This is a genomic window from Ruegeria sp. AL2, from assembly GCF_056540845.1.
In genome coordinates this window covers 13,601-39,103 of record NZ_JBQFXM010000011.1, presented here as the reverse complement: position 1 = coordinate 39,103, position 25,503 = coordinate 13,601, and the positions used below count along the sequence as shown (strand labels likewise).

26 protein-coding genes are annotated in these 25,503 nt (G+C 57.9%); 18 read left to right on the top strand and 8 right to left on the bottom strand.

Going from position 1 to position 25,503, the window contains the following annotated elements; all coding sequences use genetic code 11:
* Positions 1 to 53 precede the first annotated feature (53 nt).
* From ACR0ID_RS13885 to ACR0ID_RS13875, 3 genes are read left to right on the top strand one after another with little or no spacing between them, the layout of a single operon-like run.
* The gene (locus ACR0ID_RS13885; protein ID WP_480606263.1) at positions 54 to 1,235 is read left to right on the top strand and encodes an aminotransferase class I/II-fold pyridoxal phosphate-dependent enzyme; all 1,182 of its coding nucleotides are present in this window, start codon (positions 54 to 56) and stop codon (positions 1,233 to 1,235) included.
* A 14-nt stretch (positions 1,236 to 1,249) separates the two neighbouring features.
* A complete protein-coding gene (locus ACR0ID_RS13880; protein WP_480606260.1) occupies positions 1,250 to 4,174 on the top strand; it encodes a DNA translocase FtsK in 2,925 nt (974 codons plus the stop codon).
* Positions 4,175 to 4,213: 39 nt separating this feature from the next.
* Complete coding sequence (locus ACR0ID_RS13875) at positions 4,214 to 4,810, top strand: LolA family protein (protein ID WP_480474135.1); 597 nt, start codon at positions 4,214 to 4,216, stop codon at positions 4,808 to 4,810.
* 15 nt (positions 4,811 to 4,825) lie between these two features.
* Here ACR0ID_RS13875 and ACR0ID_RS13870 read toward each other — a convergent pair whose 3' ends face one another.
* Positions 4,826 to 5,407 (bottom strand): transglycosylase SLT domain-containing protein, encoded by a 582-nt coding sequence (locus tag ACR0ID_RS13870; RefSeq protein WP_209504968.1) that lies wholly within the window; start codon positions 5,405 to 5,407, stop codon positions 4,826 to 4,828.
* Between the two features lie 61 nt (positions 5,408 to 5,468).
* Entirely contained in the window at positions 5,469 to 6,350 is an 882-nt protein-coding gene (locus ACR0ID_RS13865) for an AEC family transporter (RefSeq protein WP_480493874.1), read from the bottom strand.
* Between the two features lie 80 nt (positions 6,351 to 6,430).
* Between ACR0ID_RS13865 and hspQ the strand changes: the two genes are divergently transcribed.
* On the top strand, positions 6,431 to 6,757 hold the full coding sequence (hspQ, locus tag ACR0ID_RS13860; RefSeq protein ID WP_209504966.1) for a heat shock protein HspQ: 327 nt from the start codon (positions 6,431 to 6,433) through the stop codon (positions 6,755 to 6,757).
* A 35-nt stretch (positions 6,758 to 6,792) separates the two neighbouring features.
* Here the strand turns inward: hspQ and ACR0ID_RS13855 are convergent, their stop codons facing one another.
* From ACR0ID_RS13855 to ACR0ID_RS13845, 3 genes are all read right to left on the bottom strand, one after another.
* On the bottom strand, positions 6,793 to 8,370 hold the full coding sequence (locus ACR0ID_RS13855) for a gamma-glutamyltransferase family protein (protein WP_480606257.1): 1,578 nt from the start codon (positions 8,368 to 8,370) through the stop codon (positions 6,793 to 6,795).
* Positions 8,371 to 8,587: 217 nt separating this feature from the next.
* Positions 8,588 to 9,037 (bottom strand): ATP-binding protein, encoded by a 450-nt coding sequence (locus tag ACR0ID_RS13850; RefSeq protein ID WP_480474132.1) that lies wholly within the window; start codon positions 9,035 to 9,037, stop codon positions 8,588 to 8,590.
* A gap of 21 nt (positions 9,038 to 9,058) precedes the next feature.
* The gene (locus tag ACR0ID_RS13845) at positions 9,059 to 9,397 is read right to left on the bottom strand and encodes an STAS domain-containing protein (RefSeq protein WP_480493872.1); all 339 of its coding nucleotides are present in this window, start codon (positions 9,395 to 9,397) and stop codon (positions 9,059 to 9,061) included.
* 102 nt (positions 9,398 to 9,499) lie between these two features.
* On the opposite strand from ACR0ID_RS13845, the gene ACR0ID_RS13840 reads away from it, so the two are divergent.
* The 12 genes from ACR0ID_RS13840 to rarD all read left to right on the top strand — a co-directional run bounded on the left by ACR0ID_RS13840 (position 9,500) and on the right by rarD (position 22,635).
* Entirely contained in the window at positions 9,500 to 10,672 is a 1,173-nt protein-coding gene (locus tag ACR0ID_RS13840) for a thiolase family protein (RefSeq protein ID WP_480606252.1), read from the top strand.
* Between the two features lie 75 nt (positions 10,673 to 10,747).
* Positions 10,748 to 11,203 (top strand): GAF domain-containing protein, encoded by a 456-nt coding sequence (locus ACR0ID_RS13835; protein WP_480474129.1) that lies wholly within the window; start codon positions 10,748 to 10,750, stop codon positions 11,201 to 11,203.
* A gap of 100 nt (positions 11,204 to 11,303) precedes the next feature.
* Positions 11,304 to 11,822, top strand: a complete 519-nt coding sequence (locus tag ACR0ID_RS13830; RefSeq protein WP_480555044.1) for a GNAT family N-acetyltransferase — start codon at positions 11,304 to 11,306, stop codon at positions 11,820 to 11,822.
* Positions 11,823 to 11,947: 125 nt separating this feature from the next.
* Positions 11,948 to 12,517 carry a helix-turn-helix domain-containing protein gene (locus tag ACR0ID_RS13825; protein ID WP_480474127.1) on the top strand — a complete coding sequence of 190 codons (570 nt, stop codon included), beginning with the start codon at positions 11,948 to 11,950 and terminating at the stop codon, positions 12,515 to 12,517.
* Positions 12,517 to 13,140, top strand: a complete 624-nt coding sequence (locus ACR0ID_RS13820) for a LysE family translocator (protein WP_480474126.1) — start codon at positions 12,517 to 12,519, stop codon at positions 13,138 to 13,140. The genes ACR0ID_RS13825 and ACR0ID_RS13820 overlap by 1 nt, the downstream gene beginning before the upstream one ends.
* Positions 13,141 to 13,144: 4 nt before the next feature.
* A complete protein-coding gene (locus ACR0ID_RS13815; RefSeq protein ID WP_480474125.1) occupies positions 13,145 to 13,525 on the top strand; it encodes a GFA family protein in 381 nt (126 codons plus the stop codon).
* 15 nt (positions 13,526 to 13,540) lie between these two features.
* Entirely contained in the window at positions 13,541 to 15,988 is a 2,448-nt protein-coding gene (locus ACR0ID_RS13810) for a GcvT family protein (RefSeq protein ID WP_480606248.1), read from the top strand.
* Positions 15,989 to 16,002: 14 nt separating this feature from the next.
* The gene (locus ACR0ID_RS13805) at positions 16,003 to 17,037 is read left to right on the top strand and encodes an alcohol dehydrogenase catalytic domain-containing protein (RefSeq protein ID WP_480606416.1); all 1,035 of its coding nucleotides are present in this window, start codon (positions 16,003 to 16,005) and stop codon (positions 17,035 to 17,037) included.
* A gap of 11 nt (positions 17,038 to 17,048) precedes the next feature.
* The gene (locus ACR0ID_RS13800) at positions 17,049 to 17,942 is read left to right on the top strand and encodes a homocysteine S-methyltransferase family protein (protein ID WP_480606246.1); all 894 of its coding nucleotides are present in this window, start codon (positions 17,049 to 17,051) and stop codon (positions 17,940 to 17,942) included.
* Between the two features lie 10 nt (positions 17,943 to 17,952).
* Entirely contained in the window at positions 17,953 to 18,927 is a 975-nt protein-coding gene (locus tag ACR0ID_RS13795) for a GlxA family transcriptional regulator (protein WP_480606243.1), read from the top strand.
* Positions 18,928 to 19,016: 89 nt separating this feature from the next.
* Positions 19,017 to 21,470, top strand: a complete 2,454-nt coding sequence (locus ACR0ID_RS13790; RefSeq protein WP_480606241.1) for a GcvT family protein — start codon at positions 19,017 to 19,019, stop codon at positions 21,468 to 21,470.
* Positions 21,471 to 21,729: 259 nt separating this feature from the next.
* Positions 21,730 to 22,635, top strand: a complete 906-nt coding sequence (gene rarD / locus ACR0ID_RS13785; protein ID WP_480606239.1) for an EamA family transporter RarD — start codon at positions 21,730 to 21,732, stop codon at positions 22,633 to 22,635.
* Here rarD and ACR0ID_RS13780 read toward each other — a convergent pair.
* Together ACR0ID_RS13780 and ACR0ID_RS13775 are read right to left on the bottom strand one after the other, a co-directional pair.
* The gene (locus ACR0ID_RS13780) at positions 22,626 to 23,339 is read right to left on the bottom strand and encodes an SGNH/GDSL hydrolase family protein (protein ID WP_480606237.1); all 714 of its coding nucleotides are present in this window, start codon (positions 23,337 to 23,339) and stop codon (positions 22,626 to 22,628) included. The genes rarD and ACR0ID_RS13780 overlap by 10 nt on opposite strands.
* 4 nt (positions 23,340 to 23,343) lie before the next feature.
* Positions 23,344 to 23,754, bottom strand: a complete 411-nt coding sequence (locus ACR0ID_RS13775) for a nuclear transport factor 2 family protein (RefSeq protein WP_480474118.1) — start codon at positions 23,752 to 23,754, stop codon at positions 23,344 to 23,346.
* 92 nt (positions 23,755 to 23,846) lie between these two features.
* Between ACR0ID_RS13775 and ACR0ID_RS13770 the strand changes: the two genes are divergently transcribed.
* Positions 23,847 to 24,494 (top strand): RluA family pseudouridine synthase, encoded by a 648-nt coding sequence (locus ACR0ID_RS13770; protein ID WP_480606234.1) that lies wholly within the window; start codon positions 23,847 to 23,849, stop codon positions 24,492 to 24,494.
* A 2-nt stretch (positions 24,495 to 24,496) separates the two neighbouring features.
* On the opposite strand, the gene ACR0ID_RS13765 is transcribed toward ACR0ID_RS13770, so the two are convergent.
* Positions 24,497 to 24,688 (bottom strand): hypothetical protein, encoded by a 192-nt coding sequence (locus ACR0ID_RS13765; RefSeq protein ID WP_480484088.1) that lies wholly within the window; start codon positions 24,686 to 24,688, stop codon positions 24,497 to 24,499.
* Between the two features lie 104 nt (positions 24,689 to 24,792).
* Between ACR0ID_RS13765 and ACR0ID_RS13760 the strand changes: the two genes are divergently transcribed.
* Entirely contained in the window at positions 24,793 to 25,485 is a 693-nt protein-coding gene (locus tag ACR0ID_RS13760; RefSeq protein ID WP_480606231.1) for a helix-turn-helix transcriptional regulator, read from the top strand.
* Positions 25,486 to 25,503 lie beyond the last annotated feature (18 nt).

The window sequence follows — 25,503 nt, the reverse complement described above, 5'->3', positions numbered from 1 at the left end:
TGTAATCTGCCAAAAAAACGGGGCGCAAATGACCCCGATATTGAGGCAGTAATATGGATTTCCCCGAGCGGTTTTCGAACCTACCGGAATATGCATTCCCGCGTTTGCGCGCCCTTTTGGATCACCATCAACCGGGCGGTGACGTCGTTCATATGACGATTGGCGCGCCCACGCACGACTTTCCTGCCTGGGTGACGGATGTCATCATGGAAAACGCGGCCGGGTTTCAGGGCTATCCGCCGAACGAAGGCTCGGAAGACCTGCGCGGTGCAATCACGGGCTGGATCAAGCGGCGCTATGGGGTCGAAATGGACCCTGACACCAACGTCATGGCGCTGAACGGCACACGTGAGGGGCTGTATAATGCGGCCATGGCGCTGTGCCCGGAACAGAAGAATGGCAAACAACCGGTCATCCTGTGCCCGAACCCATTTTATCAGGTCTACATGGTCGCGTCGATTTCGGTGGGTGCGCAACCTTATTTTGTCCCTGCAACCGCCGCGACAGGTCATCTGCCCGATTATTCCAGCCTGTCCGAAGATGTGCTGAACCGAACTGCGGTGGCTTATATCTGTTCCCCGGCCAACCCGCAGGGTGCAGTTGCGTCGCGCGACTATTGGGCTGACCTGATCCGTCTGGCCGAGGCTTATGATTTCCGGATCTTTGCCGACGAGTGCTATTCTGAGATTTACCGTGACCAAGCCCCGACGGGGGTTCTGACTGTCGCGCAGGAACTGGGGGCTGATCCCGAACGGATCACGCTGTTTAATTCCCTGTCCAAACGCTCGAACCTGGCCGGTTTGCGCTCGGGCCTGATTGCAGGTGGACCTAAGTCCATCAGCCAGGTGAAAAAGCTGCGCACCTATGCCGGGTCCCCACTGCCTTTGCCTTTGCAAGCCGCCGCCGCGCGCGTCTGGGCGGATGAGATACATGTCGAGCAAAACCGTGCGCTCTATCAGGAGAAATACGCCATTGCTGATGAGGTGTTTGCGGGCGTGCAAGGTTACATGTCGCCAGAGGCCGGGTTCTTTCTGTGGTTGCCGGTCGAGAATGGCGAGGACGCGGCATTGAAGGTTTGGAAGGATACCGGGGTTCGGGTTCTTCCTGGCGCATATCTTTCACAAGGCGATCCGGGGAACAACCCGGGCGAAGGCTTTATCCGGGTTGCATTGGTAGCCCCAAAAACAGAGTTGCAGCGTGGTCTGATCACACTCCGCGACTGCATCTATACGTGAGGTACGAGGGCAAAATGGCATCATATAATGCGCGAAACCGCGACCCATTGTTGGACAGCACAACACAGGCAGCCCTTGAGCGACGCAGTAAAGAACTGATCGGTATCGCGCTGATCCTGTTGGGCTTGGCCGCGGCTGCGATGATCTGGTCCTATACGCCCGATGATCCCAACTGGATGGTTTCGACCGATGCACCCGTGCAGAACTGGATGGGACGGGTCGGAGCGTCTATTGCAGCCCCCTTATTCATGATCGTGGGCTGGGGAAGCTGGGGCATCGCGCTTGTTCTGGTTGGATGGGGTCTGCGTTTTGCGGGCCATTTCGGTGAAGACCGGGCCATTGCCCGCCTGATCTTTGCCCCGATCTGGATCGCTGTAGCCTCGGTCTATGCCGCAACCCTTGTTCCCGGTGCCGAGTGGCGTGCAACGCATAGCTACGGTTTGGGCGGTTTGTTTGGCGACACGGTCATGGGCGCGTTGCTGACGCTGTTGCCGATCTCCTCGCATTTTCTGGTCAAACTGATGTCGCTGGCCATGGCCGTCGGTATGACCGCGCTGGGTGTTTTTGTGCTGGGCTTCACCAAGGCCGACGTGAAACGTGGCTTCCGGGCCTTCATCCTGGGCCTTGTAATGTCTTATGACATGCTGATGACGCTGATGGGGCGCGGTGCAGCCTCGGCCGCGCAAGCCGCGCGGGATCGCCGGGCGCAGTGGGAAGAACGCAAGCTTGCTCGGGCTGAAGCGGCTGAGGCGATGTTTGACGACGAACTGGTCTATGCCGACCCTGTTTTTGAAGAACCTGAATTGGGACGCCCTGAACCTCCGGTCAAATCGGGCCTGTTGGCGCGAATGCCGTCGCTTATCCGTCGCCCCGATCCAATGCCCGAACCCGAGCTGGTGGACCCGGAACCGATCGCGGGCTTTGACGACATGCCCGGCGAAGATCGCATCCGCTCCAAAATCTCGGCCGCCGTGCGAAATCGCAAGGTTGCTGTGGGCGAAATGACACCCGAGCCAGATCCCAGCCTGCCGTTGACCAAAGGTCGTGGACGCCGTCCCGATCCGCTGATCCTGAACCAGCATACCTTGTCCGAATTGCCCCCGGAACCGCCGGTGACGGCGTATGGTCTGCGCCCCGAGCCGCAGGTGTCCACTGGTGACACGCCAGAGGCACCAGAGCTTGCTTTGATGGGTTATGAGGCCGGGACGGAACAATACGACTACGCGTCCGAGTTGGATATCGATGATGAATCGGTTTTCGAGGATGTCGCCGATGCCATGCCGCAACCGCGTCAGGCGATGAAGATCCCAGTGGCTGAACCGCGGAAGCCTGTGGTGGCGCAGCCCGTGCGCCGGACACCGTTGCCGTCCCGTCGTGCGCAGGCCGAAGCGCAACCGGCATTGTCCTTCGAGGAACGACACTCTGATTTTGAACTGCCGCCTCTGGGCTTATTGTCCAACCCCGCAAATATCCAGCGCCATCACCTGAGCGATGAGGCCTTGGAAGAAAACGCGCGGATGCTGGAAAACGTTCTGGACGATTACGGCGTCAAGGGTGAGATCGTCAGCGTACGCCCCGGCCCGGTCGTGACCATGTACGAGCTGGAGCCCGCTCCGGGCCTTAAGGCGAGCCGTGTGATCGGTTTGGCAGACGATATTGCGCGCTCGATGTCGGCCCTTTCGGCACGTGTTTCGACACTGCCCGGCCGTTCGGTGATCGGGATCGAGTTGCCCAATGAAAACCGGGAAATGGTGGTTCTACGCGAAATCCTCGCCAGCCGCGATTTCGGCGATGGCAATCAGGCGCTGCCGTTGGCGCTGGGCAAGGATATCGGCGGCGCGTCCGTGGTGGCGAACCTGGCCAAGATGCCTCACCTGCTAATCGCCGGGACCACGGGTTCGGGCAAGTCGGTGGCGATCAACACGATGATCCTGTCGCTGCTTTACAAGCTGACGCCGGATGAATGCCGCCTTATCATGATCGACCCCAAGATGCTGGAACTGTCGGTTTACGATGGCATCCCGCATCTGCTGTCGCCCGTTGTGACCGATCCGAAAAAAGCGGTCGTGGCCCTGAAATGGGTCGTGGGCGAAATGGAAGACCGCTATCGCAAGATGTCCAAGATGGGCGTGCGCAACATCGCTGGCTACAATGGCCGTGTGAAGGATGCGCTGGCCAAGGGCGAGTTGTTCAGCCGCACGGTGCAGACCGGGTTTGACGATGAAACCGGTGAACCAACATTCGAGACGGAACAATTCGCGCCCGAAGCGATGCCCTATATCGTCGTCATTGTTGATGAGATGGCCGATCTGATGATGGTCGCGGGCAAGGAGATCGAAGCGTGTATCCAGCGTCTGGCGCAAATGGCGCGGGCCTCGGGCATTCACCTGATCATGGCAACACAGCGCCCGTCTGTTGACGTGATCACCGGCACGATCAAAGCCAACTTCCCGACGCGGATTTCGTTCCAGGTGACCTCAAAAATCGACAGCCGTACCATTTTGGGCGAGATGGGCGCCGAGCAGCTGCTGGGGCAGGGCGACATGCTTTACATGGCCGGTGGCGCCAAGATCACCCGATGCCACGGGCCGTTTGTGTCGGATGAAGAGGTCGAGGAAATCGTCAACCACCTCAAACAATTCGGCCCGCCCGATTACGTGGGCAGCGTTCTGGATGGACCGGCCGAGGACAAGGTCGACAACATTGACGCCGTTCTGGGGCTGAATACAGGTGGCAACACGAACGGAGAAGACGCGCTGTACGATCAGGCGGTGGCAATTGTGATCAAGGATCGCAAATGCTCGACCTCTTACATTCAGCGGAAACTCGCCATCGGGTACAACAAGGCGGCGCGGCTTGTTGAGCAGATGGAAGAGGAAGGTGTTGTTTCGTCAGCAAATCATGTCGGGAAACGCGAAATCCTCGTCCCCGAGCAATAGGATATTTAATAACAAGGGCAGACAGCCTATCTGTACGGCATGAAACAGATTGCTTTTGCCCTTGCTTTGACACTGGCTGCACCAGCCGCCTGGGCGGCGGAAAAACTGCCGCTTTCGCAAATCTCAAGTTACCTGAACGGATTGAAAACGGTTCAGACAACGTTCACGCAGGTGAATGATGATGGCTCGTTGAGCACCGGGCAGCTGTGGATGCAGCGCCCGGGCAAGATGCGGTTCGAATATGACCCGCCCAACAGCGCTGTGGTGCTGGCGCGCTCGGGCAGTGTACAGATCTTTGATCCCAAATCGAACCAGCCGCCCGAGCAGTACCCGCTGAAGCGCACGCCGCTATCCATTGTGCTGGCGCGCAATGTGAATCTTGATCAGGCTAATATGGTTGTCGGCCACAGCTTTGACGGCACGGCCACAGTGGTCACTGCACAAGACCCCAAGAACCCTGAAGCAGGCCGGATTGAATTGATGTTCACCGATAACCCGGTCGAACTTCGCAAATGGGTGATCCATGACAACGCGGGCAGTCAGACCACAGTTCTTCTGGGCGCGCTGACCGAAAGCGATGACCTGGATCAGGGCCTTTTTTCGAACAAGGAAAGACGCGGGTCAGTCAATCGCTGACCCGTTGAGTATGACTCAGTACCGGCAGTTCGCTAATTGCGCCTGATACAGTTGCGCGCGTGCGTCCACGTCATTGGCCACGCTCAACAACCATGATTTGCTGTTGTGGGTGCCGCGTGCGTACCCCGTGTGGCCTTCGTGATAGGCCAGGTATTGATTGCGTGTGTCGCCGGGGTGGATGCCGTTGCGCTCATAGCTTTTGTTCATATACCAGCCGATGAAGTCCGACGCGTCGCGGATGCGATCCCGCTTGGCCCGACGCTTGCCGGTTTCGCGCTGATATTGATCCCAGGTGCCGTCCAGTGCTTGGCTGAACCCATAGGCGCTGCTTTGCCGCCCCATCGGGATCACGCCCAGCACGTAACGGTGCGGGGTACGTGCATCGTGGCGATATCGGCTTTCCTGATAAATCGTGGCCATCTGAACGTGAACCGGAACACCCCATTTCTGCTCGGTGCTTTTGAAAGCCTTGATAAAATCCGGTCGCTCGTGCGCAATACTGCACGCGTCGTTCAGTTTGCTGGGCGGTTGTTTTGACCCGCCGCCACAGGATGCCAAAAGCAGCACCCCGAAGAGTACGATAAGAATTCTGCTCATGTGCCTCATGCCTTTTTTTGTTTATTCTAGCGTAGATTGAGCTCTGAGGAAATCACAATCGCTACAAAACAATGGCAAGAATTACGGGTAACGCCGCCACGGAAAGCACAGTGGACACCATGACCATGCCGGCAACGGCATCGGAATCGGCTTCAAATCGTTCTGCCAGCAAATATGAGGTCACAGCGACCGGCGTACAAATTTGCAGGACCAGAACGCCAAAGGCGACAGTGTCCAGATCAAACAACACTCCAATCCCCCAGCCCAACGCAAAGCAGACGATAAGTTTCAGGACTGACAACCAGAGTGCTTGCCCCAGACTGCGCGAGGTCAGGCGGGCGATTGCCACACCGACCGTGACCAACATCAGCGGAACAGCCATTTGCCCCAAAAGCTCCAACGTGTTGGTTAGAAATGTCGGAGTTTGCCACCCTTGCCACAAAAACACTGCACCCAGAATGGTCGCCCACGCCATCGGCTGGCGCAAGACTTGTCCCCATGCGCCTTTTCCGGCGACTAGGTATATTCCATAAGTGAAAGAAAACAGCGCAGTTACAGACAGAAAGATGACTGCGTAACCCAAGCCAATCTGTCCGAACGCAAAGATACATAGCGGCAAGCCAAGATTGCCGGTATTGCCGAAAATCAGCGGTGACAGGTACGTGCGCTGATCCAGTTTCAATACGCGAACCAGCAACCAGAACACCCCTGCCAGCAGAAGATTTGCGACCAGGGTCGCGGATGTGAAACGCGACAAATCTCCGCCCGGGATGTCGGTTTGCATGAGCGCAACAAAGATCAGACTGGGCATTGCCAGCGTCGTTGCAAAGCGTGTCACAAATTGCAGCCGATATTCGAACCCCAGTTTGACCCAGGTAAAGCCAATGGCTGCCAAGAGAAAAACCGGGGCCACGATTTCGAACACTGTCAGTATTAGGTTCACAGACTGTTTCCCTGAATTTCACATCAATGATTGGCATTTCGGGCCAAAAACCGTTAGTAAATGCGGTGGGGGCTGAAACAATGTTAAAGACACGCGCGAAATACGGATTGGGCCAGGTGGTCCGTCACAAGAAACACCCTTTTCGAGGGGTGATTTTTGACGTGGACCCAGAGTTTTCGAACACAGAAGAATGGTATCAGGCCATTCCGGAAGACAGCCGTCCAAGGAAAGAACAGCCGTTCTACCACCTGTTGGCAGAGAACGACCAATCCTTCTATGTTGCTTATGTTTCAGAACAAAATCTGGTTGCAGACTATTCCGGCGAGCCGGTTGAACACCCGGATATCTCCAACATGTTCGGCCCATTCGAAGACGGTGCCTACCCTCTGCATTTCCACCTGAACTAGGTCTGGCGAACCGGTCGGCATTGTACTGCCGCTGATCAGTATCCAAGGGCACACCCATCCTTGCGCGGGTCGCTGGCACCTTCCAAAACACCGTCTTTTCGGATTCGGATCGCTTGCGCTCCACCAAGCGGAGTTTCCGGAACTTCAATATTGTGGCCGATTTCAGACAATTGTTTCGCCACTTCTTCAGAATAGCCCCGCTCCAGTTTCAGGACATTTCCATCAAAAAAGGCACGCGGCGCGTTGATGCTTTCCTGTAGCTCCAGCCCAAAGTCCCTAAGGTTCGAAACGAAACGCGCGTGCCCGGTCGGTTGATAAGCACCGCCCATGACGCCGAATGGCATCGTGACACGGTCATTCTCGGTCAACATCCCCGGTATGATCGTGTGCATCGGGCGCTTGCCGCCAGCCAGTTCATTGGGGTGACCCGGCTGAAGCGTGAACCCCGCGCCCCTGTTCTGAAGCAGAATGCCGTATTTCTCGGACGCGATCCCTGACCCAAAGCCATGAAAGATCGAGTAAATCAGCGACACAGCCATAAGGTCGCGGTCGACCACTGTGATATAGACCGTGTCTTTGTGTACGGCTTCCGTCAAAGGTGCTGCTGCGGGCATTGCGCGTTTTGGGTCAATCAATGCCGCCAGCCTGACTGCTACATCCATATCAAGAAACCGCTCGGCCCGCGCGACATGATCGGGATCAGCAATAAACCGGTTGCGCGCGTCATAAGCCAGCTTGGTGGCTTCAGCCTCGATATGAACCCGTTCTGCTCCAAATGGATCCATACTGGCCAGATCGAACTGTTTTAGAATGTTCAGCAGCAGGATCGCGGTTGCACCTTGGCCGTTCGGCGGGTGTTCGACCAGATCAACACCCTTGTAGGCCCCGCGCATGGGCTGCGTTTCAGTGCACTTGGTGCGGTGGAAGTCCTCGGCGGTGTGGACACCTCCGAGTGCGGACAGAGCCCGGATCATATCCTCGGCAATGTCTCCTGAATAAAAAGCGTCTCGTCCCTGGCTGGCGATCCTGCGCAAGACCTCAGCCTGACCGGGGGCGCGAAAGATCTGCCCGATTGCGGGTATTTGCCCATTGACCAGATAATGATCACGCGCAGCGCCCTGTAATGTGGTCGCCCCTGTTTTCCAGTCAAATGCAACCCGAGGGGCCACCGGAACGCCAGCATCGGCATAGTGGATTGCGGGTTCCAGAATCGCGCCCAGCCCCAAACGTCCTTCGGTTTCTGCAAGGTGACAGAAGGCGTCCACGGCACCGGGAACAGTCACCGCGTCCGGGCCGTTCAACAGTACAGATGACAGACCCTTGTCTCGCAAGGGCTGCGCCCGCGCGGCGGCCGGCGCGCGACCCGATCCGTTCAATGCGCGTATCCGGTTTTCGCCCGCACGGCTGAACAAAACGAAACAATCGCCCCCCAACCCGGTCATCTGCGGTTCGCAAATCCCAAGGAGAACTGCACCTGCAATCGCTGCGTCCATGGCGTTGCCGCCGCGCTCAAGAATATCGATTGCCACCTTGGCGGCCAGCGGGTGCGACGTTGCGCACATCCCCCGCGTTGCAAAAACTTCCGACCGGCCAGGTTTGTGCAGATCACGCATGGTGGTTCTTTCTCCTTAAAACAGGGGAAAGCTATTCTCTGATTGCCGGTTGTCCAGTCAATTCAAGTTGGGGGGAGATCCTCGGCGCCGTTCACTGGGTGGGGGCTGTGATAATTGGCGCCGAGGGAAGCTATCTGAGCTACGAGTCACTGTATGGCGGCGATTTGCGGCGCGACAATGTTTCGAAAATGGCGTTATTGTGGCCAATTGCGGCTGATTACCCGTTCTTGTCAAAGTTAAATCGCAAGGATAGCCGATTGCACCCGTCGCGACGCTCATAACAGATATCGCTGGTAAGTTGATGAATCAGGAACCAGCCGAACCCGCCTTCGGGCAGATCCTGAATGCGGGTTCCCAGTGGTGCTGGTGTTCCGTCTGGTGGTTCGTAGCCGGGCAATGGATGGCCCGTGTCCGAGATCAGAATGTCCAGGCGGTTTCTGTCCAACCGGCATGTGACCTGAACCCCGGCCGGGGCCACGTCCATATAAGCATGTTCCACAACGTTGTTGATTGCTTCTGCCAGTGCGATCTTGACGTCGTCCGCCTTGTGCGGCGGCAACCCTCGTTTCGCCAGTCCGGCACTGAGTTTCGCAATCCCCGCGCTGGCTTCTGTTTCCGTTGCGGGAAAGCTCACTTCCAGGCAGGTCGCGTTACAAATGGGCTCCATGTTGTCGCACTCCTGCTCTTGTCACCTGTCCGGTTTCGACAGGGCGTCATCCAGTGTCGCAAACAACCTGAACACAGTATCCATGCGCGTCAGGCGAAAGACCTTTTCCACCACGGGCTGCGGGCCTGCCAGATCAAGCCTTCGGTTCAGCCCCAGTTGTTTCATGGAGGCCACGATTGCGCCCAGCCCGCTTGAATCGATGAACTCGACACCTGAAAGGTCAAGGACAACCCGATCGGCGCAGGCCTCGGTCTCTGCGCGCATGTCTTCTTTGAACTGAATGGCCATCGCAGCGTCGATCCGGTCAGAGTGAACGGTGATAATCTGTGTCGTACCGTCTGATGTGCTGGTCAGCCCCATGGTCCGGCTGCCCTCCAATCTGAAAATGAGTCGTAGAAATACGCTAGACGCGAATTCTTACCATTCGGTATTCAAGGACCGGACGACAGGAGGATTATCCGGATGAGAGATGTTGTTATTGCAGGTGCTGCCAGAACGCCAATGGGTGGTTTTCAGGGCATGTTCGACGGTGTCGCAGCATCCGAGCTTGGCGGCGCAGCGATTCGTGCCGCGTTAAAGCAGGCAGGGGCACAGACGGTTGACGAGGTGTTGATGGGATGTGTCCTGCCCGCAGGTCAGGGGCAGGCTCCGGCGCGCCAGGCGGGTTTCGCGGCGGGCTTGGGCGAGGAGGTTCCCGCCACCACGCTGAACAAGATGTGTGGTTCCGGGATGAAGGCGGCGATGATGGCCTTCGACCAGATCGCATTGGGTTATGCGGATACAATGGTCGCCGGAGGTATGGAGAGCATGACCAACGCGCCCTACCTGCTGCCGAAAATGCGGGGCGGTGCGCGCATCGGTCATGGTCAGGTGATCGACCACATGTTCCTTGACGGGCTGGAAGACGCCTATGACAAGGGCCGCCTGATGGGAACCTTTGCCGAAGACTGCGCTGAGGCGTATCAGTTCACCCGCGAAGCGCAGGATGAATATGCCTTGAAATCCTTGTCCAACGCACTTTCCGCGCAAGAAAGCGGTGCTTTCGAGGGCGAGATCGTCCCCGTCACAGTGCGCACGCGAAAGGGTGAGATTGTACAGGTGGCTGACGAGCAACCCAAATCTGCCCGTCCCGAGAAAATTCCGACGCTGAATCCCGCTTTCCGCAAGGATGGGACAGTGACCGCCGCCAATTCCTCGTCAATATCCGACGGCGCGGCGGCGCTTGTTCTGGCATCGGCTGAGACGGCAGATGCGCGAGGGCTGACAGTTCGGGCCCGTATTCTGGGACATGCCAGCCATGCTCAAGCGCCCGGACTTTTCACGACTGCGCCGGTTCCGGCGGCGCAAAAGCTCCTGTCCCGCATCGGTTGGAACAAGGATGATGTCGACCTGTGGGAGGTCAATGAAGCCTTCGCAGTTGTGCCGATGGCTTTCATGCACGAGATGGGATTGCCGCGCGACAAGGTAAACGTAAATGGCGGTGCCTGTGCCTTGGGCCATCCTATAGGAGCATCTGGCGCCCGTATAATGGTCACCTTGTTGAACGCGCTCGAGAAACGAAATCTCAAGCGGGGAGTCGCTGCAATCTGCATCGGCGGCGGTGAAGGAACAGCTATCGCGATCGAACGCATTTGACCCTTCATCTTTTTCGAAATACTCCGGGGGTTCGGGGGCAGAGCCCCCGGGGGTTTTCCAAGGGGTTCGGGACCTATGACCGTCGATTACAGTACGCTGGCCAGTACAATTGCAGCATTGACCGAAGGCGAAACCGATCAGGTTGCCCTGATGGCCACCGTTGCTTGCGAGGTCCACTATTCTGACGACCGTTTCGACTGGACCGGGTTTTACCGGGTGACAGAACCGGGCTTGCTGAAAATCGGCCCCTACCAGGGTGGGCATGGCTGTCTGGTCATCCCGTTCGCGCGCGGCGTCTGCGGGGCGGCAGCGCGCACTGGCGAAGTGCAGCTGGTGCCGGATGTCGACGCGTTTCCGGGTCACATCGCTTGCGCCAGTTCAACCCGGTCCGAACTTGTTCTGCCGGTGCGGAACGCAGCGGGCGAGTTGATTGCAGTTTTCGACATCGACAGCAACCAACCCGATGCGTTCTCAACTGAAGACGCGGATAACCTGTCCGCGATCCTGTCAAAGACCTTCGCACAAGCCTGATTGATTCTCGGTCCGTACAAGGTGCGTCTACCGGTTTCCTCTTTTCGATTTCGCTCGGGGCCTGATAAAACCGGAAAGCCCGATACGTATTGGATTAACAATGGTTCCAGGCCATTTCCGAACTCCGCGCCTTTCGGTTCGCAACTGGAAGGTTGAACTCACCGATCCGCGATTGCGAGCTCGGCTTGAAGATGATCTTGTCGCGCTTCTGACCCCTGCGGTCCTGAAACACCTGCCACCGTCGATGCAGTTGCAGGGCCGGGATATTTCGAACTGGATTGATGACAGACGTGCTGAAAGCGATATTCTGCTTGCGCGCTATAACCGCGGTAACCACCTTATTGGCCTATTCGTGTTGGCCATGAGTACAGAGGCCGATTCAATTCCAAACCTTCACGTTGGCTATCTGATTGCAGAATCCGCTTGGGGGAATGGCTACGCCTCCGAGATGTTGCAAGGCTTGCAGGACGCATTGACGCCTGGGCCTGCCGTGCGTCTCATTGCCGGGGTCGGGCGTGACAATCCGGGTTCAGCCCGCGTTCTGCAAAAAACAGGCTTCACGCTTTGGCACGAGCGCGCCTCTGCCACCACCGATACATATGTTTGCCATATCAGCTGAGTGACCGAACCGTCAGGGCATAGCCAATCCGGAATACGGGCTTGCGTGAAAAAATGCTTGGAAATTTCACGGAATCGAGGCATCGTGAAAAACGAGATCAAATTTTCACGAGAGTTGGAGCCCCATTGAACAGCCAGGCCCCGCAAAGTGCAACACTTGGTGCAGATATCCGCGCGCTGCGCAAGGCGCGTGGATTGACGCTGAGTGCTATCGCAACCCGGCTGGACAGGTCTGTGGGCTGGCTCAGCCAGGTTGAGCGTGACATGTCTGAGCCGTCGATCTCGGACCTGAGGCAGATCGCCGAATGCCTTGGCGTACCCATGTCGATGTTGTTTGCGCATTCGGCGGCACCTGCGGACGAGCAGGGATATGTCGTGCGTGCCGGCTCGCGCCGGCCCATGGGGTCGGGCGAGGAAGGGTTGATCGAAGAACTGCTCTCGCCGGATCTGACCGATGATTTCGAAATGGTACATTCTACCTTCAAACCCAACTCGCAGATGCAGACACCGGCCAATCGTCCGACACAGGAAGTCGGATACATGATCTCGGGCAAGTTGGACCTGACAATCGGGGCGCGCGCGTTCACGGTTGGGCCAGGTGACAGTTTTCGGATCCGACACGAACCTTATCAATGGGCCAACCCTTACGACGAGCCCGCTGCGGCCATCTGGGTCATCGCCCCGCCGGTCTACTGATGTCGTTCGAAGCCTGGACCATATTTGCGTTTTTCTGGGTGGTTTTCGTAACCACGCCGGGCCCAAATGCGGTCAATTGCATCTCGAACGGGATGAGCCTTCCGTTCCCAAAGGCAATGCTGGGCGTATTGGCAATTCTCACGCAAGCCAGCGCCTTTCTGATCCTGTCTGCGCTGGGTGTGACGGCCCTGATCGCCGCATCGCCGACCGGGTTCTTTGTCGCCAAGCTGATTGGTGCGGGGTTTTTGATCTGGTTGGGCATTCGCGGATGGATGAATGCAACAAAACCCGCACCAGCCTCCGAGCGTCCGGCGCGACATGTCTATCTGCACGCGCTGGCAGTGGCCACGATCAATCCCAAAAGCGTCGCCGGGTACCTGGCCGCGTTTTCGCAGTTCGTTCAGCCCGAGGTCCCGGTCTGGCAGCAGATGGGGGTTATCATGCCTACCGCGCTGATCATCACCACACTCAGCTACACCGGCTTTACGGCGCTGGGCGCCTTGATGGGCAGGGCAGCGCTGAGCGCCGTGTTCAATATCTGGGTGCGCCGGATCATGGCGGCCTGTTTTGTCATCTACGGTGTGTTGTTGGGAACCAGCACCACACCCGCAACAAAGGGGTAGTCAGATGCACAAGGGATCCTGCCTTTGCGGCTCGGTCGCGTTCACGATTGACGGAGACCTGTCGCTGCCTTCGGTCTGCCATTGCGGACAGTGCCGCAGACAGTCGGGCCATTTCTGGGCTTCGACCTCAACCCATCAGGACAACCTGAGTTTCTCGGCCAGCGACACGCTAAGCTGGTATCGCGCGTCTGACATCGCCCGACGGGGGTTCTGCAGCAAATGTGGCTCGTTTCTCTTCTGGCAACACAACCAGGAGGACACGATTTCGATCTCCATGGGCGCACTCGATGCTCCCACGGGTTTAAAGCTCTCAAAGCACATCTTTGTGGCTGACAAGGGCGACTATTACGACATCACGGACGATCTGCCTCAAGAGGCACAGTAACAGGGATCTAAACGCATGAGTGATTTTCCAACAAAAGCCCGCGTGGTCATTATCGGCGGTGGCGTGGTGGGGGCTTCCTCGCTATATCATCTGGCCAAGAAGGGCTGGACCGATTGTGTTCTGCTGGAAAAGAACGAGCTGACTGCCGGGTCGACCTGGCATGCGGCAGGGAACGTTCCGACCTTTTCGACCTCATGGGCGATCATGAACATGCAGCGCTATTCGACCGAGCTGTATGCGCGTCTGGGTGAAGAAGTCGATTATCCGATGAACTACCACCAGACCGGTTCGATCCGACTGGCGCATTCGAAAGAACGTGTGCAGGAGTTCGAGCGCGCCATGGCGATGGGCCGGTATCAGGGGATCCCCATGGAGATGTGGACTCCGGAAGAAGCGAAAGCGCGCTATCCCTTCCTGGAAACGCACGATCTTGAAGGTGTTCTCTACGACCCGACGGATGGTGATATCGATCCGGCGCAGCTGACGCAGGCGCTGGCCAAGGGCGCGCGCGATATGGGGCAGAAGATCATCCGTTTCTGCCCGGCGACTGGCGTGACACAGCATGACGACGGCACCTGGACCGTGCACACGGACAAAGGCGATATAGCCTGTGACTATGTTGTGAACGCAGCCGGGTATTATGCGCAGCGTGTGGGCGAATGGTTCAAGCCCTTCGGTGGCCGCACCGTTCCGGCAATGGTCATGAGCCACCAGTACCTGCTGACCGATGAAATCCCCGAGATCGAAGCATGGACCAAGCAAAGCGGTGCCAAGCTGCCGCTGCTGCGTGATGTGGATGTCTCTTACTACCTGCGGCAGGAAAAGAACGGCTTCAACCTTGGTCCTTACGAGCCCAACTGCAAGGGCCACTGGATGACCGAAGACGATCCGATGCCTGACGATTTCAGCTTTCAGCTGTGGAATGACGATCTGGACCGCATCGAAGATATCGTCACCGATGCGATGGAACGGGTGCCGCTGATGGCAACCTCGGGTGTTGGGCGCGTTATCAACGGGCCGATCCCCTATGCGCCTGACGGGCTGCCGCTGATCGGCCCGATGCCCGGTGTGAAAAACGCGTTCGAGGCACATACTTTCACCTTCGGCATCGCGCAGGGCGGTGGCGCAGGCAAGGTTCTGGCCGAATGGGTCGTTGATGGCGCGACCGAATGGGATATGTGGGCCGTCGATCCGCGCCGCTATACCGATTACACCGATCAGGATTATTGCAACCAGAAAGGCATGGAAGTCTATGGCAACGAATATGCCATGCACTTCCCGCACCATGAATGGCCCGCCGCGCGCGACAAGAAACTGTCACCCGTGCATGACAGGGTCAAGGCGCTGGGTGGCGTAATGGGCGCCTATAACGGCTGGGAACGCGCCAACTGGTTTGCCCAGCCCGGCGATGACACCTCGCTCGAGGCGACCCACACCTGGGGTCGGTCCGGTCCGTGGGAACAGCGGATCAAGGAAGAATGCGAAGCTGTGCGCGATCATTGTGGCGTGTTGGACCTGCCGGGCTTCTCGCGCTTCATGGTCAAGGGTAACGGCGCTGCCGAAGCTCTGCGCGGCCTTGCAACCGGCGGGCTGCCAAAGGTCGGTCGGATGAACCTCATCTATGTCTCGGACGACCGTGGCCGCATCCTGACCGAAATGTCCTGCATCCGGCTGGGTGAAGAAGAGTTCATCATGATCACGGCGGCGACTGCGCAATGGCATGATCGTGATATCCTGATGAAGGCAATGCCTGCCGGGGTCTCAATCGAAGATGTCACCACCACGCGCGACACGCTGATTGTGACTGGCCCGAAATCGCGTGAGATCCTGTCGTCAATGACCGACGCCGATCTGACTTCGGGATGGCTGACCCACCAGTCCGCCACCGTCGCCGGCCAACCCGCCTATCTGATCCGCGTTTCCTTTGCCGGTGAACTGGGATGGGAGGTGCATGCACTGAACGAACACATGCCTGCAATCTACGACGCGATCATCGATGCCGGTGCCAAGCCGTTTGGAATGTATGCGCTGGACTCGCTGCGGATCGAAAAAGGGTACCGCGCCTGGAAGGGCGATCTGTCGACCGACTATTCCCTGCTTGAAGGCGGGCTGGAACGGTTCGTCAAGCTCGACAAACCACAGGACTTCCCGGGCAAGGCGGCAATCCTGGACGAAAAGCAGCGAGGCGTGAAAAAGTCCTTCGTCACCCTGACCGTTGATGCAGGCGATTGCGACGCGCCGTATATGTCCTGTATCTGGCAAGGCGATGAGATCATCGGCGAAACCACATCCGGCGCATGGGGCTACCGCGTTGGCAAATCCATCGCGCTGGGCATGATCCGGGCCGAGTTTGCCAATCCCGGAACTGAGCTTGAGGTCGAAATCTACGGTCAGAAATGCCGCGCCGTGGTAGAGCTGGATCAACCGCTCTGGGACCCCGAGAACGAGCGGTTGCGGGCGTGACGCGTTTGGCGACCATGTCCGGCGTCTATCTGACCGGCCATGGCGGAACAGAGGCGCTGGAATGGCGCGACGATATCCCTGTCCCGGCCCCTGGGCCGGGGCAGGTGCTTGTTCGGGTCGCCGCGGCAGGGGTCAATAACACGGATATCAACACAAGGGTCGGCTGGTATTCATCGGATGTCACCGGCGGGACGGATGCCGTCGATCAGGATATTGAAGCCGGAGGGTGGGGCGGCGCACTGAACTTTCCCCGCATTCAGGGCGGCGATCTGTGCGGGATCGTTGAAGAAGTCGGGCCAAACACGGGGTTCAAAAAGGGCCAGCGTGTGACGTGCCCGATCAACCTTCCACGTCCGCGCCCCGGCAACCCTCAGGGCTTTATTGCGCTCGGGTCAGAGATTGATGGGGCCTTTGCCCAATACTGTCTGGTTGAAGCAAATGATCTTTACGACGTAAGTGCATCGCCCCTGTCTGATGTTGAAATTGCGGCCATTCCCTGCGCCTTTGGTACTGCCGAAAACCTGCTGACGCGCGCGGGCGTGACGTCTGGGCAAAAAGTTCTGATCACTGGCGCGTCAGGCGGCGTCGGTCTGGCGGCGGTGCAGCTTGCGGCGCTGCGCGGAGCATCGGTTTGGGGTGTGACGGCTGCAGAGAAGGCAGAGGTCGTCAGATCCCAAGGGGCGTTGGGCACATTTGCCCGGGATGAGCTGCCGCCGCAGGATATGTTCGACGCGGTTATAGATGTTGTTGGCGGGCCCGCATGGGCATCGCTGATCCTTGCCCTGAAGCCCGGCGGGCACTACGCCGTTTCTGGGGCAATCGCCGGCCCGATTGTCGAGGCTGATCTGCGGGACATCTATTTGCGCGACATCACCATTCACGGCTGCACGCATCAGGCACCCGAAGTCTTTGGCCGCCTAGTGGAGTTGATGAATACCGGACGGATCAAGCCACTGGTTTCCCGAACCTACCCGTTGAAGGATATCGTCCGCGCACAGGCTGATTTTCAGGCAAAGACCCTTCCGGGTAAACTCGTGCTGCTGCCTTAAGGAGCAACGACATGACAAAGATCACTCTGTTGGACGGTTCAATCGGACAGGAATTGGTCAAACGCAGCGGAGACCGGGCGACGCCACTATGGTCCACACGTGTGATGATCGACCACCCTGATCTGGTCGGCGCGGTGCATGGCGACTACTTCCGTCGTGGTGCCACGGTTGCCACCACCAATACCTATGCCGTCCACCGTTCACGCCTGGTGCGAGTGGGGATGGAGGACCAGATGCCCGCCCTTATCGACACTGCCCTGACACAGGCCGAACGTGCTCGTACTTCGACCGGGGGGCGGATTGCGGGGTCTCTGGGGCCGCTTCTTGCATCTTACCGACCCGACCTGAATCCCGACCCGGCAGATGCGGCGGGAAAGTTTGCTGAACTTGTGGCTTTGATGGCTGCGCGCGTCGATCTGTTTCTGATCGAGACAGTATCTTCGGTGCAGGAGGCCGAGGGTGCGCTGCGTGGAACGACCGGATGTGGCAAACCAGTCTGGCTGTCATTCACGGTCAATGACGAAGATGGCAGCCGCCTCAGGTCCGGCGAACCGCTCAGGGATGTCGCGCCCTTGGTTGCAGAGTTTTCACCTGATGCGCTGCTGATTAATTGTTCGCGCCCCGAAGCGATCCCAGCTGCTCTGGACATCCTGTCCGGCATGAACAAGCCTTATGGTGCCTATGCCAACGGCTTTACACATATTTCGGATGAGTTTCTAAAGGACGCGCCGACAGTGGATGCGTTGGATCAACGCCATGATCTTGGTCCCGATGCCTATGCGGATCACGTCATGCGTTGGGTCGATCAGGGGGCCACGATTGTCGGTGGATGCTGCGAGATCGGCCCGGACCACATCGAAGCGCTGGCCAAGCGGTTGCGTACTGCCGGGCATGAGATCGTCTAAGGTGACAGCGATGAGGAAAGTTGCTTCTGAATCACCGCAGGCGATACAGCAACATTTCGATATTTTGGTCGCACCCGGATTTGTGCTGCTTGAACTGGCCTCATTGGTCGAGGTTCTCAGGTTGGCAAATCGTGTGTGTCCGAAGCCGCCGTTCACCTTTGCCTATCGGTCGCTCAAAGGTGGCCCGATCTCCAGCAGCAGCGACGCGGTGGTGCAAACGGAACGCGTGCAGACGCAGCCCAAGGCGAATTATCTTTTTGTGATCGGCAATTCTGACCCGGATCACCCGGACTTGTCTTTGGGGCGGGTGGTGTCGGATTACACCTTCCGGGATGCCAAGGTGTTTCTGCTGGCGGAAGCCGCCAGCCGGTATATCGACGAACAGGGTACAGACGATTTGGCAACCCACTGGGAGAATGCCTCGTTCCTGCGGGAACGCGGGGCCCGGTTTGAAGCCAAACTGTCGATTGCAACCGAACAGGGCGCCGTTGTGACCTGTGCCGGAATGGAGGCGACAACAGATATCGCGCTGGCAGTGATCGGCCGTCATATCTCGGGGCCCGCAAAAATGACCGTGGCGGACATCATGTTGCATGAAAACATCCGGGATTTCGCCTCGATGCAGCCATTCTCTGGGGTAAAGTTGACGGCGACCGGAGATGTGAAGCTGGATCAGTGCATCAAGCTCATGCAGGCCAATATCGAAGACCCTCTGCCGATCAATCAGATCGTCGATTCGCTGCAACTGTCGAACCGCTCGCTTGAGCGTAAGTTCAAAACCTTCTTTGGCACCACGCCCAACGGATTCTATCGTGAAATGCGGCTGGCCAAGGCCAATAACCTGCTTCTGAACACCACTATGAGCGTTCGCGAAATCGGATTGGCCTGCGGTTTTCCGAACGGGTTTTCCTCTGTTTACAAAAGCTTCTTCGGAGTCACGCCTTTTGTCGTTCGACGTGAAAAGCGGGCCGCGACACATCGGTGAAAACTGCTGATCTTGTGACGTTTTTGGTGCATTTGTTGTCGATCTTCCGTGGCAGTTTACGCCAAACCTGACACAGCGGAGATTTCAGGATGGTTGATCTTCCCAGCAAGGCCCGAGTGGTCATCATCGGTGGCGGCGTCATCGGATGTTCGGTCGCGTATCATCTGACCAAGAAGGGCTGGACTGATGTTGTTCTTCTAGAGCGCAAGCAACTGACAAGCGGCACCACCTGGCACGCGGCGGGCCTGATCGGGCAACTGCGCGCCTCTTCCAACATGACCAAACTGGCGCGCTATTCCGCCGAGCTTTATCTGGGCCTTGAGGAAGAGACCGGTGTCGCCACCGGCCTGCGTCAGGTCGGGTCCGTTTCGGTCGCCCTGACCAGTGAGCGGTTGGAAGAGCTTCACCGAAATGCGGCAATGGCCCGTGCCTTTGGCGTGCCGGTCGAAGAGCTGTCACCGACCGAAGTCAAAGAGCGATATGAGCACATCAACCTCGACGGCGTGGCAGGTGGCGTTTGGTTGCCAACCGATGGCCAGGCGGATCCTGCTAATATTGCCTTGGCGTTGGCCAAGGGTGCGCGTCAACGCGGTGGGGTGATCAAGGAACGGGTGAAGGTGACCGGGATTTCCCGGCACGGACGGCGTGCAACCGGTGTCGACTGGGTCAGTGATGACGGGCAAACCCAAGGGCATATCGCCTGTGATATGGTTGTCAATTGCGCGGGAATGTGGGGGCGCGAGGTAGGCAAGATGGCCGGCGTGAATGTGCCGCTGCACGCCTGCGAACATTTCTACATCGTCTCTGAACCCATTGAAGGGTTGAGCCAAATGCCGGTTCTGCGGGTGCCGGATGAATGCGCCTACTACAAGGAAGACGCGGGCAAAATGATGTTGGGCGCATTCGAGCCCAATGCCAAACCCTGGGCCATGAACGGTATTCCTGACAGCTTCGAGTTCGACCAACTGCCCGAGGATTTCGACCACTTCGAACCGATCCTCGAAGCGGCGTGCAACCGGATGCCAATGCTGTCCGAGGCGGGTATTCACACCTTCTTCAACGGCCCCGAATCCTTTACTCCCGACGACGCCTATCACCTGGGTCTGGCGCCCGAGATGGACAATTTTTGGGTCGCGGCCGGGTTCAACTCGATTGGTATCCAGTCCGCCGGTGGCGCGGGCATGTCGCTGGCCGAGTGGATGGATACTGGTGAAAAGCCCTTTGATCTGGGCGATGTTGATATCGGTCGGATGCAGCCGTTTCAGGGCAATAAGAAGTACCTTTTTGAACGCTCAAAGGAAACGTTGGGACTGCTCTACGCCGATCACTATCCCTATCGTCAGAAAGTCACCGCGCGCGGTGTGCGCCGAACCCCGTTCCACCATTACCTGAAAGAACAGGGCGCCGTTTTTGGAGAAATCGCAGGTTGGGAACGGGCCAATTGGTACGCGAATGAAGGGCAGGAGCGTGAATACCGGTACAGCTGGAAGCGCCAGAACTGGTTCGAGAATTCCGCTGCCGAGCACCGAGCCGTGCGCGAGAATGTGGGTATGTATGACATGTCTTCCTTCGGCAAGATTCGTGTGGAAGGCCCTGATGCCGAAAAGTTCATGAACTATATTGGCGGGGGTGACTACTCGGTCCCTGTCGGCAAGATCGTCTATACGCAGTTTTTGAACCGCACGGGCGGGATCGAAGCGGACGTTACCGTGACACGCTTGACCGAAACCGCCTATCTGGTCGTGACCCCCGCAGCCACACGCTTGGCGGATCAGACATGGATGATGCGCCATGTCGGGGATTTCAACGTGGTCATTACAGATGTCACAGCGGGTGAAGGCGTTCTCGCTGTCATGGGGCCAAACGCTCGGGCTCTGCTGGAAAAAGTTTCGCCCAATGATTTCACAAACGCGAACAACCCCTTTGGCACCGCGCAGGAAATTGAGATCGGCATGGGCCTGGCCCGTGCGCATCGCGTGACCTATGTGGGTGAGCTTGGGTGGGAAATCTATGTTTCTTCGGACATGGCGGGCCACGTCTTCGAGACGCTGCATGAGGCCGGTCAGGACATGGGGCTGAAGCTGTGTGGTATGCACATGATGGACAGCTGCCGGATCGAAAAGGGTTTCCGCCATTTCGGCCATGATATCACCTGTGAGGATCACGTGGTTGATGCTGGTCTTGGCTTTGCCGTCAAGGTGGACAAAGGTTGTGATTTTATCGGGCGTGAGGCGGTGATTGCACGAAAAGAAAGCGGCCCTAAAAGCCGTCTGGTACAGTTCCGTCTGACCGACCCTGAACCGCTGTTGTTCCACAACGAGCCGATCGTGCGTGATGGCGAATATGTCGGCTACCTGAGTTCCGGCAACTACGGTCACAGCCTCGGCGGTGCCATCGGAATGGGCTATGTACCGTGCGAAGGTGAAAAGGCCGCAGACGTTCTGGGTTCAACCTATGAGATCGATGTTTGCGGCGTGAAGGTCAAAGCCGAAGCATCGCTTAAACCGATGTATGACCCGAAATCCGAACGGGTGAAGGTCTGACAGACAGGGCTGGGGGCTCTGCCCCCGCCGCCCGTGCCGGGCGACTCCCCCGGGATATTTTGGGCCAGATGAAGTGCGGATCCCTTGCTTCACCTGGCTCTAAATATCCTGGAGCGCGAGGCAGAGCCTCGCATTTTGGCGGCAACAGCTGCGGTCAGCTAACTTATCACAAATCGTTATGTGACACTTCACTGTTTTCAGAGTTTTCAATCCGTTCAGTTCTGCCGTAAACGAAACCGGTATCAACCGGAGAACCTTCGTGACAGACACGCCTTTACCACCTCAGAATGCGGACACGCCCAAAGGTCTGGCTTTGGCTGTCACGGCGTATGTCCTGTGGGGATTTCTGCCGCTTTATATGAAGGCGATGGATCACATTGGACCGGTTGAGGTGGTGGCGCATCGGGTTATCTGGTCTGTTCCGGTTGCAGGTTTGCTTCTGGTCGCGCTGGGGCGTACCCGGGACTTGAAAGCTGCACTGGGCAATCCCCGGATGCTGGCCATGGCGGCTTTGACGGCGGCGCTGATTTCCGTGAACTGGGCGATTTATGTTTGGGCGATCTCGACGGGGCACGCGCTGGAAGCGGCGCTTGGGTATTACATCAACCCGCTTTTCAGTATTGCGTTGGGCGCAATTCTGCTGCGTGAGCCCTTGACGCGGACCCAATTGTTTGCGGTGGGGCTTGCCGCGCTGGGCGTTCTTGTGCTTGTTCTCGAGGCAGGGCGGCTTCCCTGGGCGGCGCTGAGTTTGATGGTCAGCTGGGGTTTCTATGCGTTCTTCAAGAGATCCCTTCCAATTGGTCCCAACCAGGGCTTTCTGCTTGAGGTCCTGATCCTTTTGATCCCGGCCTTGGCTTATGTCACCTGGCTGGGCGTGCAAGGCACAGGCCATTTTGGGGTCGCGATGTCTGATACCCTACTGTTGTCCTGCGCCGGTATCGTCACGGCGGTTCCATTGCTGGTCTATGCGAACGGGGCCAAGCTGGTGCGCCTGTCGACCATGGGCATCCTGCAGTACATTGCGCCGACTATGATTTTCATTACAGCCATCACTCTATTTGGTGAGAAAATCGACACCGGACGCATGATCGCATTCCCCCTGATCTGGGTGGCATTGGTCATTTACTCGATCCCGATGATCCGGCAGGCGCGGGCTCAGGCCTGAAGCAACAGGCGTGCTACAGCATCTGCCCACAGCGCATAGGCTCGGGGGCTTGGGTGATAGCCGTCCGGTGCCGCCAGGACCGGGTCGTCGGGCAGATCAAGCCTTAGATGTTGCACGTGTGAATGGACGGAAACAACCTGTTGCAACGCATTATCCAGCCGCGCAGCCTGACGGCCAAGCACCCAGGCCAATGGGTGTGGCAGGGCGGGAAACCTGTTCATTTGCGGAACGCCGGTGATGATTATGCGCCGCGCCCCCAGGTCTTTTGTCAGGATGTTGATAAGCTGCGCCTGACGATCCGCAAATGTGCGGCAAGAGACGGCGCGGGTGACATCGTTCACCCCCAAAGCAGTGACCACCGCATCGAATTCGCCCTTTATGCGGCTCAGGCGGTCAATCGTATCCAGCGTCGTGTGCCCTGTGGTGGCCTCAAGTTGCCATTCAACCGAATGATGTCTGGTCAGCCGGTCCACAAGCTGCCCCGACAAGGCCTGCGCCTGAGTTCCCGCGCCCACTCCGGCCGCCGAGCTGTCGCCGGTGATCAGCAGACGCAGGCGGGGGCCACGCCCTGTTCGGCCCGCTCGCGGGCCAGTCGGCTCCGGCAAAAGTCGGGCATTGCGGCGCACCAAAAGGGCTTGTGCGGCCAGAATGGGCAACAAGGGCACACGTAAAACCTGGTCGGGTGCTATCAGAGTGCGCATCATCAAGTCACGTCAGGGCGTTTTTGAATTCCAGAAAACGAGCGTCAGTCATCACGCGCGCCATCATCGCCTCGCGTAATGCGCCGACTGTTTTGTAGGGGCGCATGGCCACTTCGAAGATTTGGATCAAACCATCCTCGTTCAGCGTAATGAGGTCAACGCCAATGCCGTCCAGATCTCCAATCTTGCATTGAAACTCCAGTGCCCAATCGTTGCCAGCGCCCATGATCCTGCGATACCGGAAGTCGGAAAAGACCTGCCCGACATGACCAAGAACGGCAGCCACAGGTGAGCGCCCGGTCCAGGTGCTGTAATAGGTTGGTGGCAGGAACTGCACATCTTCGGCCAGCAGATCGTGGATCAGCGCCTCATCGCCCTTGGCGACAACCTCTTGCAGTCGTTCAATTGTGGGGTGCATGTCCTGTCCTCCTGCGCAGAAGTTCACTGATCATGACCGTGCGCGCAAGGACGACGTTGCGGGAAGGTGCGTGCTGAGATAGGCAGGCCCGCATGACCGAAACCTATGCCCCCCCGCAAACCGCGCTGGACGTGCTGCACGAAGATGCGCAGCTGATTGTGGTGAACAAACCGTCAGGTCTGCTTTCTGTGCCGGGGCGGGGCGAGCATCTGGCTGATTGTCTTCTGACACGCGTGCAGGCGGCATTCCCTCAGGCGCTGCTTGTGCATCGACTGGACCGGGACACATCAGGTGTCATGGTTTTTGCCCAAACACCCCATGCGCAACGGCATCTGAGTATGCAGTTCGAGAAGCGGCAGACCCGGAAAACCTATATTGCCCGTGTCTGGGGGCGTATGGAGCCAAAGACCGGCACCGTTGACCTGCCGTTGATCGTGGACTGGCCCAATCGGCCCAGACAAATGGTGTGTCATGATACGGGCAAACCTGCGGTTACCGATTGGCGCGTCGTAAAACATGAGGGCGAGACCTCTCGCGTGCGTTTGTTTCCCAAAACCGGGCGGTCTCATCAGTTGCGCGTTCATATGCAGGCATTGGGTCACCCGATCCTTGGCGATCCGTTCTATACAACAGGTGCGGCGAGGGAGTTTCCCAGATTGATGCTGCATTCCGAAGAACTGCGCCTGAAGCATCCCGAGGGCGGGCATTCGATGAAGTTTCGCGCCCAGCCCGATTTCTGATTTTAGACAATTCCGGCCCACAGCATCTTCAGGTTGCCCAGCGAAATGCGTCTTGTTCGTTTCGTCGAAACCGGCTGGCGGCAATGGCGCTCCTGCGCGAGCTCACGTTCAATCTCGAAGGCACGCAGTGTGTGATCCTGTGACCATTGACCAAGCTTCAGTGTCATCATGACGTGGTTGTCGAGGTGCGGCATTTCTTGGCTCCTTGTGTGATATCCACCCATTATCGCGCGTCACTGCTGACAGCATGTTGTCAGTGGGGTGTGCTAGGGTGTCAGCAGAGTGTCAGGAGAATGCGATGCGCCGTTCGACCCGTTTGTTTGAAATCATCCAGATTCTGCGGGCCGCAGGTGCGCCGGTCACGGCAGAAGCGCTGGCTGCCCGGCTGGAGGTGTCCATGCGCACCGTCTATCGTGACATTGCCGAATTGCAGGCCCAGCGAACACCCATCGAAGATGAGGCCGGTGTCGGCTACATGATGCGGCGTGGTTACGATTTGCCGCCGCTGAATTTCGACGCCGAAGAGGTTGAGGCTCTGTGGGTTGGCCTGTCTCTTCTGGCGCGCACCGGCGACAGCCACTTGCAGCGCGCTGCAAGTCGAATCTGTCGGAAGATCGATGCACTGCATAGCCCGACCGATTGGTTGCAGGTTTCACCCTGGGGGGCTCCGGCGGATGATCCCGAGAAGGGATGTGTTTCTGTTTCGCATTATCGCGAAGCTATTCGGGCAGAACGGAAAATCCGCATCACTTACGTAGATGGTGAAGGCGAACAAACCATCCGCGTGGTGCGCCCGCTGGCGCTGATCTATCATGTCGAATGCACGTTGCTGGCAGGGTGGTGCGAAATGCGAAACGGCTTTCGCCATTTCAGAACCGATCGCATCTGGTCCAGTGAATACACTGACGAAGGATTTCTGGGACAGGGTAAATCTTTGCGCGATCTCTGGCAGGAGCAACAGCATACGGGCACCTTTGCGGAACCGGTATGAATGGCCTTTGGCGGGTAT

What these genes read in the sequence shown, in the direction of transcription:
- ACR0ID_RS13885 (WP_480606263.1), top strand. Translation starts at nt 54, where the DNA reads ATGGATTTCCCCGAGCGGTTTTCGAACCTACCGGAATATGCATTCCCG.
- ACR0ID_RS13880 (WP_480606260.1), top strand. Translation starts at nt 1,250, where the DNA reads ATGGCATCATATAATGCGCGAAACCGCGACCCATTGTTGGACAGCACA.
- ACR0ID_RS13875 (WP_480474135.1), top strand. Translation starts at nt 4,214, where the DNA reads ATGAAACAGATTGCTTTTGCCCTTGCTTTGACACTGGCTGCACCAGCC.
- ACR0ID_RS13870 (WP_209504968.1), bottom strand. Translation starts at nt 5,407, where the DNA reads ATGAGCAGAATTCTTATCGTACTCTTCGGGGTGCTGCTTTTGGCATCC.
- hspQ (WP_209504966.1), top strand. Translation starts at nt 6,431, where the DNA reads ATGTTAAAGACACGCGCGAAATACGGATTGGGCCAGGTGGTCCGTCAC.
- ACR0ID_RS13855 (WP_480606257.1), bottom strand. Translation starts at nt 8,370, where the DNA reads ATGCGTGATCTGCACAAACCTGGCCGGTCGGAAGTTTTTGCAACGCGG.
- ACR0ID_RS13850 (WP_480474132.1), bottom strand. Translation starts at nt 9,037, where the DNA reads ATGGAGCCCATTTGTAACGCGACCTGCCTGGAAGTGAGCTTTCCCGCA.
- ACR0ID_RS13845 (WP_480493872.1), bottom strand. Translation starts at nt 9,397, where the DNA reads ATGGGGCTGACCAGCACATCAGACGGTACGACACAGATTATCACCGTT.
- ACR0ID_RS13840 (WP_480606252.1), top strand. Translation starts at nt 9,500, where the DNA reads ATGAGAGATGTTGTTATTGCAGGTGCTGCCAGAACGCCAATGGGTGGT.
- ACR0ID_RS13835 (WP_480474129.1), top strand. Translation starts at nt 10,748, where the DNA reads ATGACCGTCGATTACAGTACGCTGGCCAGTACAATTGCAGCATTGACC.
- ACR0ID_RS13830 (WP_480555044.1), top strand. Translation starts at nt 11,304, where the DNA reads ATGGTTCCAGGCCATTTCCGAACTCCGCGCCTTTCGGTTCGCAACTGG.
- ACR0ID_RS13820 (WP_480474126.1), top strand. Translation starts at nt 12,517, where the DNA reads ATGTCGTTCGAAGCCTGGACCATATTTGCGTTTTTCTGGGTGGTTTTC.
- ACR0ID_RS13815 (WP_480474125.1), top strand. Translation starts at nt 13,145, where the DNA reads ATGCACAAGGGATCCTGCCTTTGCGGCTCGGTCGCGTTCACGATTGAC.
- ACR0ID_RS13810 (WP_480606248.1), top strand. Translation starts at nt 13,541, where the DNA reads ATGAGTGATTTTCCAACAAAAGCCCGCGTGGTCATTATCGGCGGTGGC.
- ACR0ID_RS13805 (WP_480606416.1), top strand. Translation starts at nt 16,003, where the DNA reads ATGTCCGGCGTCTATCTGACCGGCCATGGCGGAACAGAGGCGCTGGAA.
- ACR0ID_RS13800 (WP_480606246.1), top strand. Translation starts at nt 17,049, where the DNA reads ATGACAAAGATCACTCTGTTGGACGGTTCAATCGGACAGGAATTGGTC.
- ACR0ID_RS13795 (WP_480606243.1), top strand. Translation starts at nt 17,953, where the DNA reads ATGAGGAAAGTTGCTTCTGAATCACCGCAGGCGATACAGCAACATTTC.
- ACR0ID_RS13790 (WP_480606241.1), top strand. Translation starts at nt 19,017, where the DNA reads ATGGTTGATCTTCCCAGCAAGGCCCGAGTGGTCATCATCGGTGGCGGC.
- ACR0ID_RS13780 (WP_480606237.1), bottom strand. Translation starts at nt 23,339, where the DNA reads ATGATGCGCACTCTGATAGCACCCGACCAGGTTTTACGTGTGCCCTTG.
- ACR0ID_RS13775 (WP_480474118.1), bottom strand. Translation starts at nt 23,754, where the DNA reads ATGCACCCCACAATTGAACGACTGCAAGAGGTTGTCGCCAAGGGCGAT.
- ACR0ID_RS13770 (WP_480606234.1), top strand. Translation starts at nt 23,847, where the DNA reads ATGACCGAAACCTATGCCCCCCCGCAAACCGCGCTGGACGTGCTGCAC.
- ACR0ID_RS13765 (WP_480484088.1), bottom strand. Translation starts at nt 24,688, where the DNA reads ATGCCGCACCTCGACAACCACGTCATGATGACACTGAAGCTTGGTCAA.
- ACR0ID_RS13760 (WP_480606231.1), top strand. Translation starts at nt 24,793, where the DNA reads ATGCGCCGTTCGACCCGTTTGTTTGAAATCATCCAGATTCTGCGGGCC.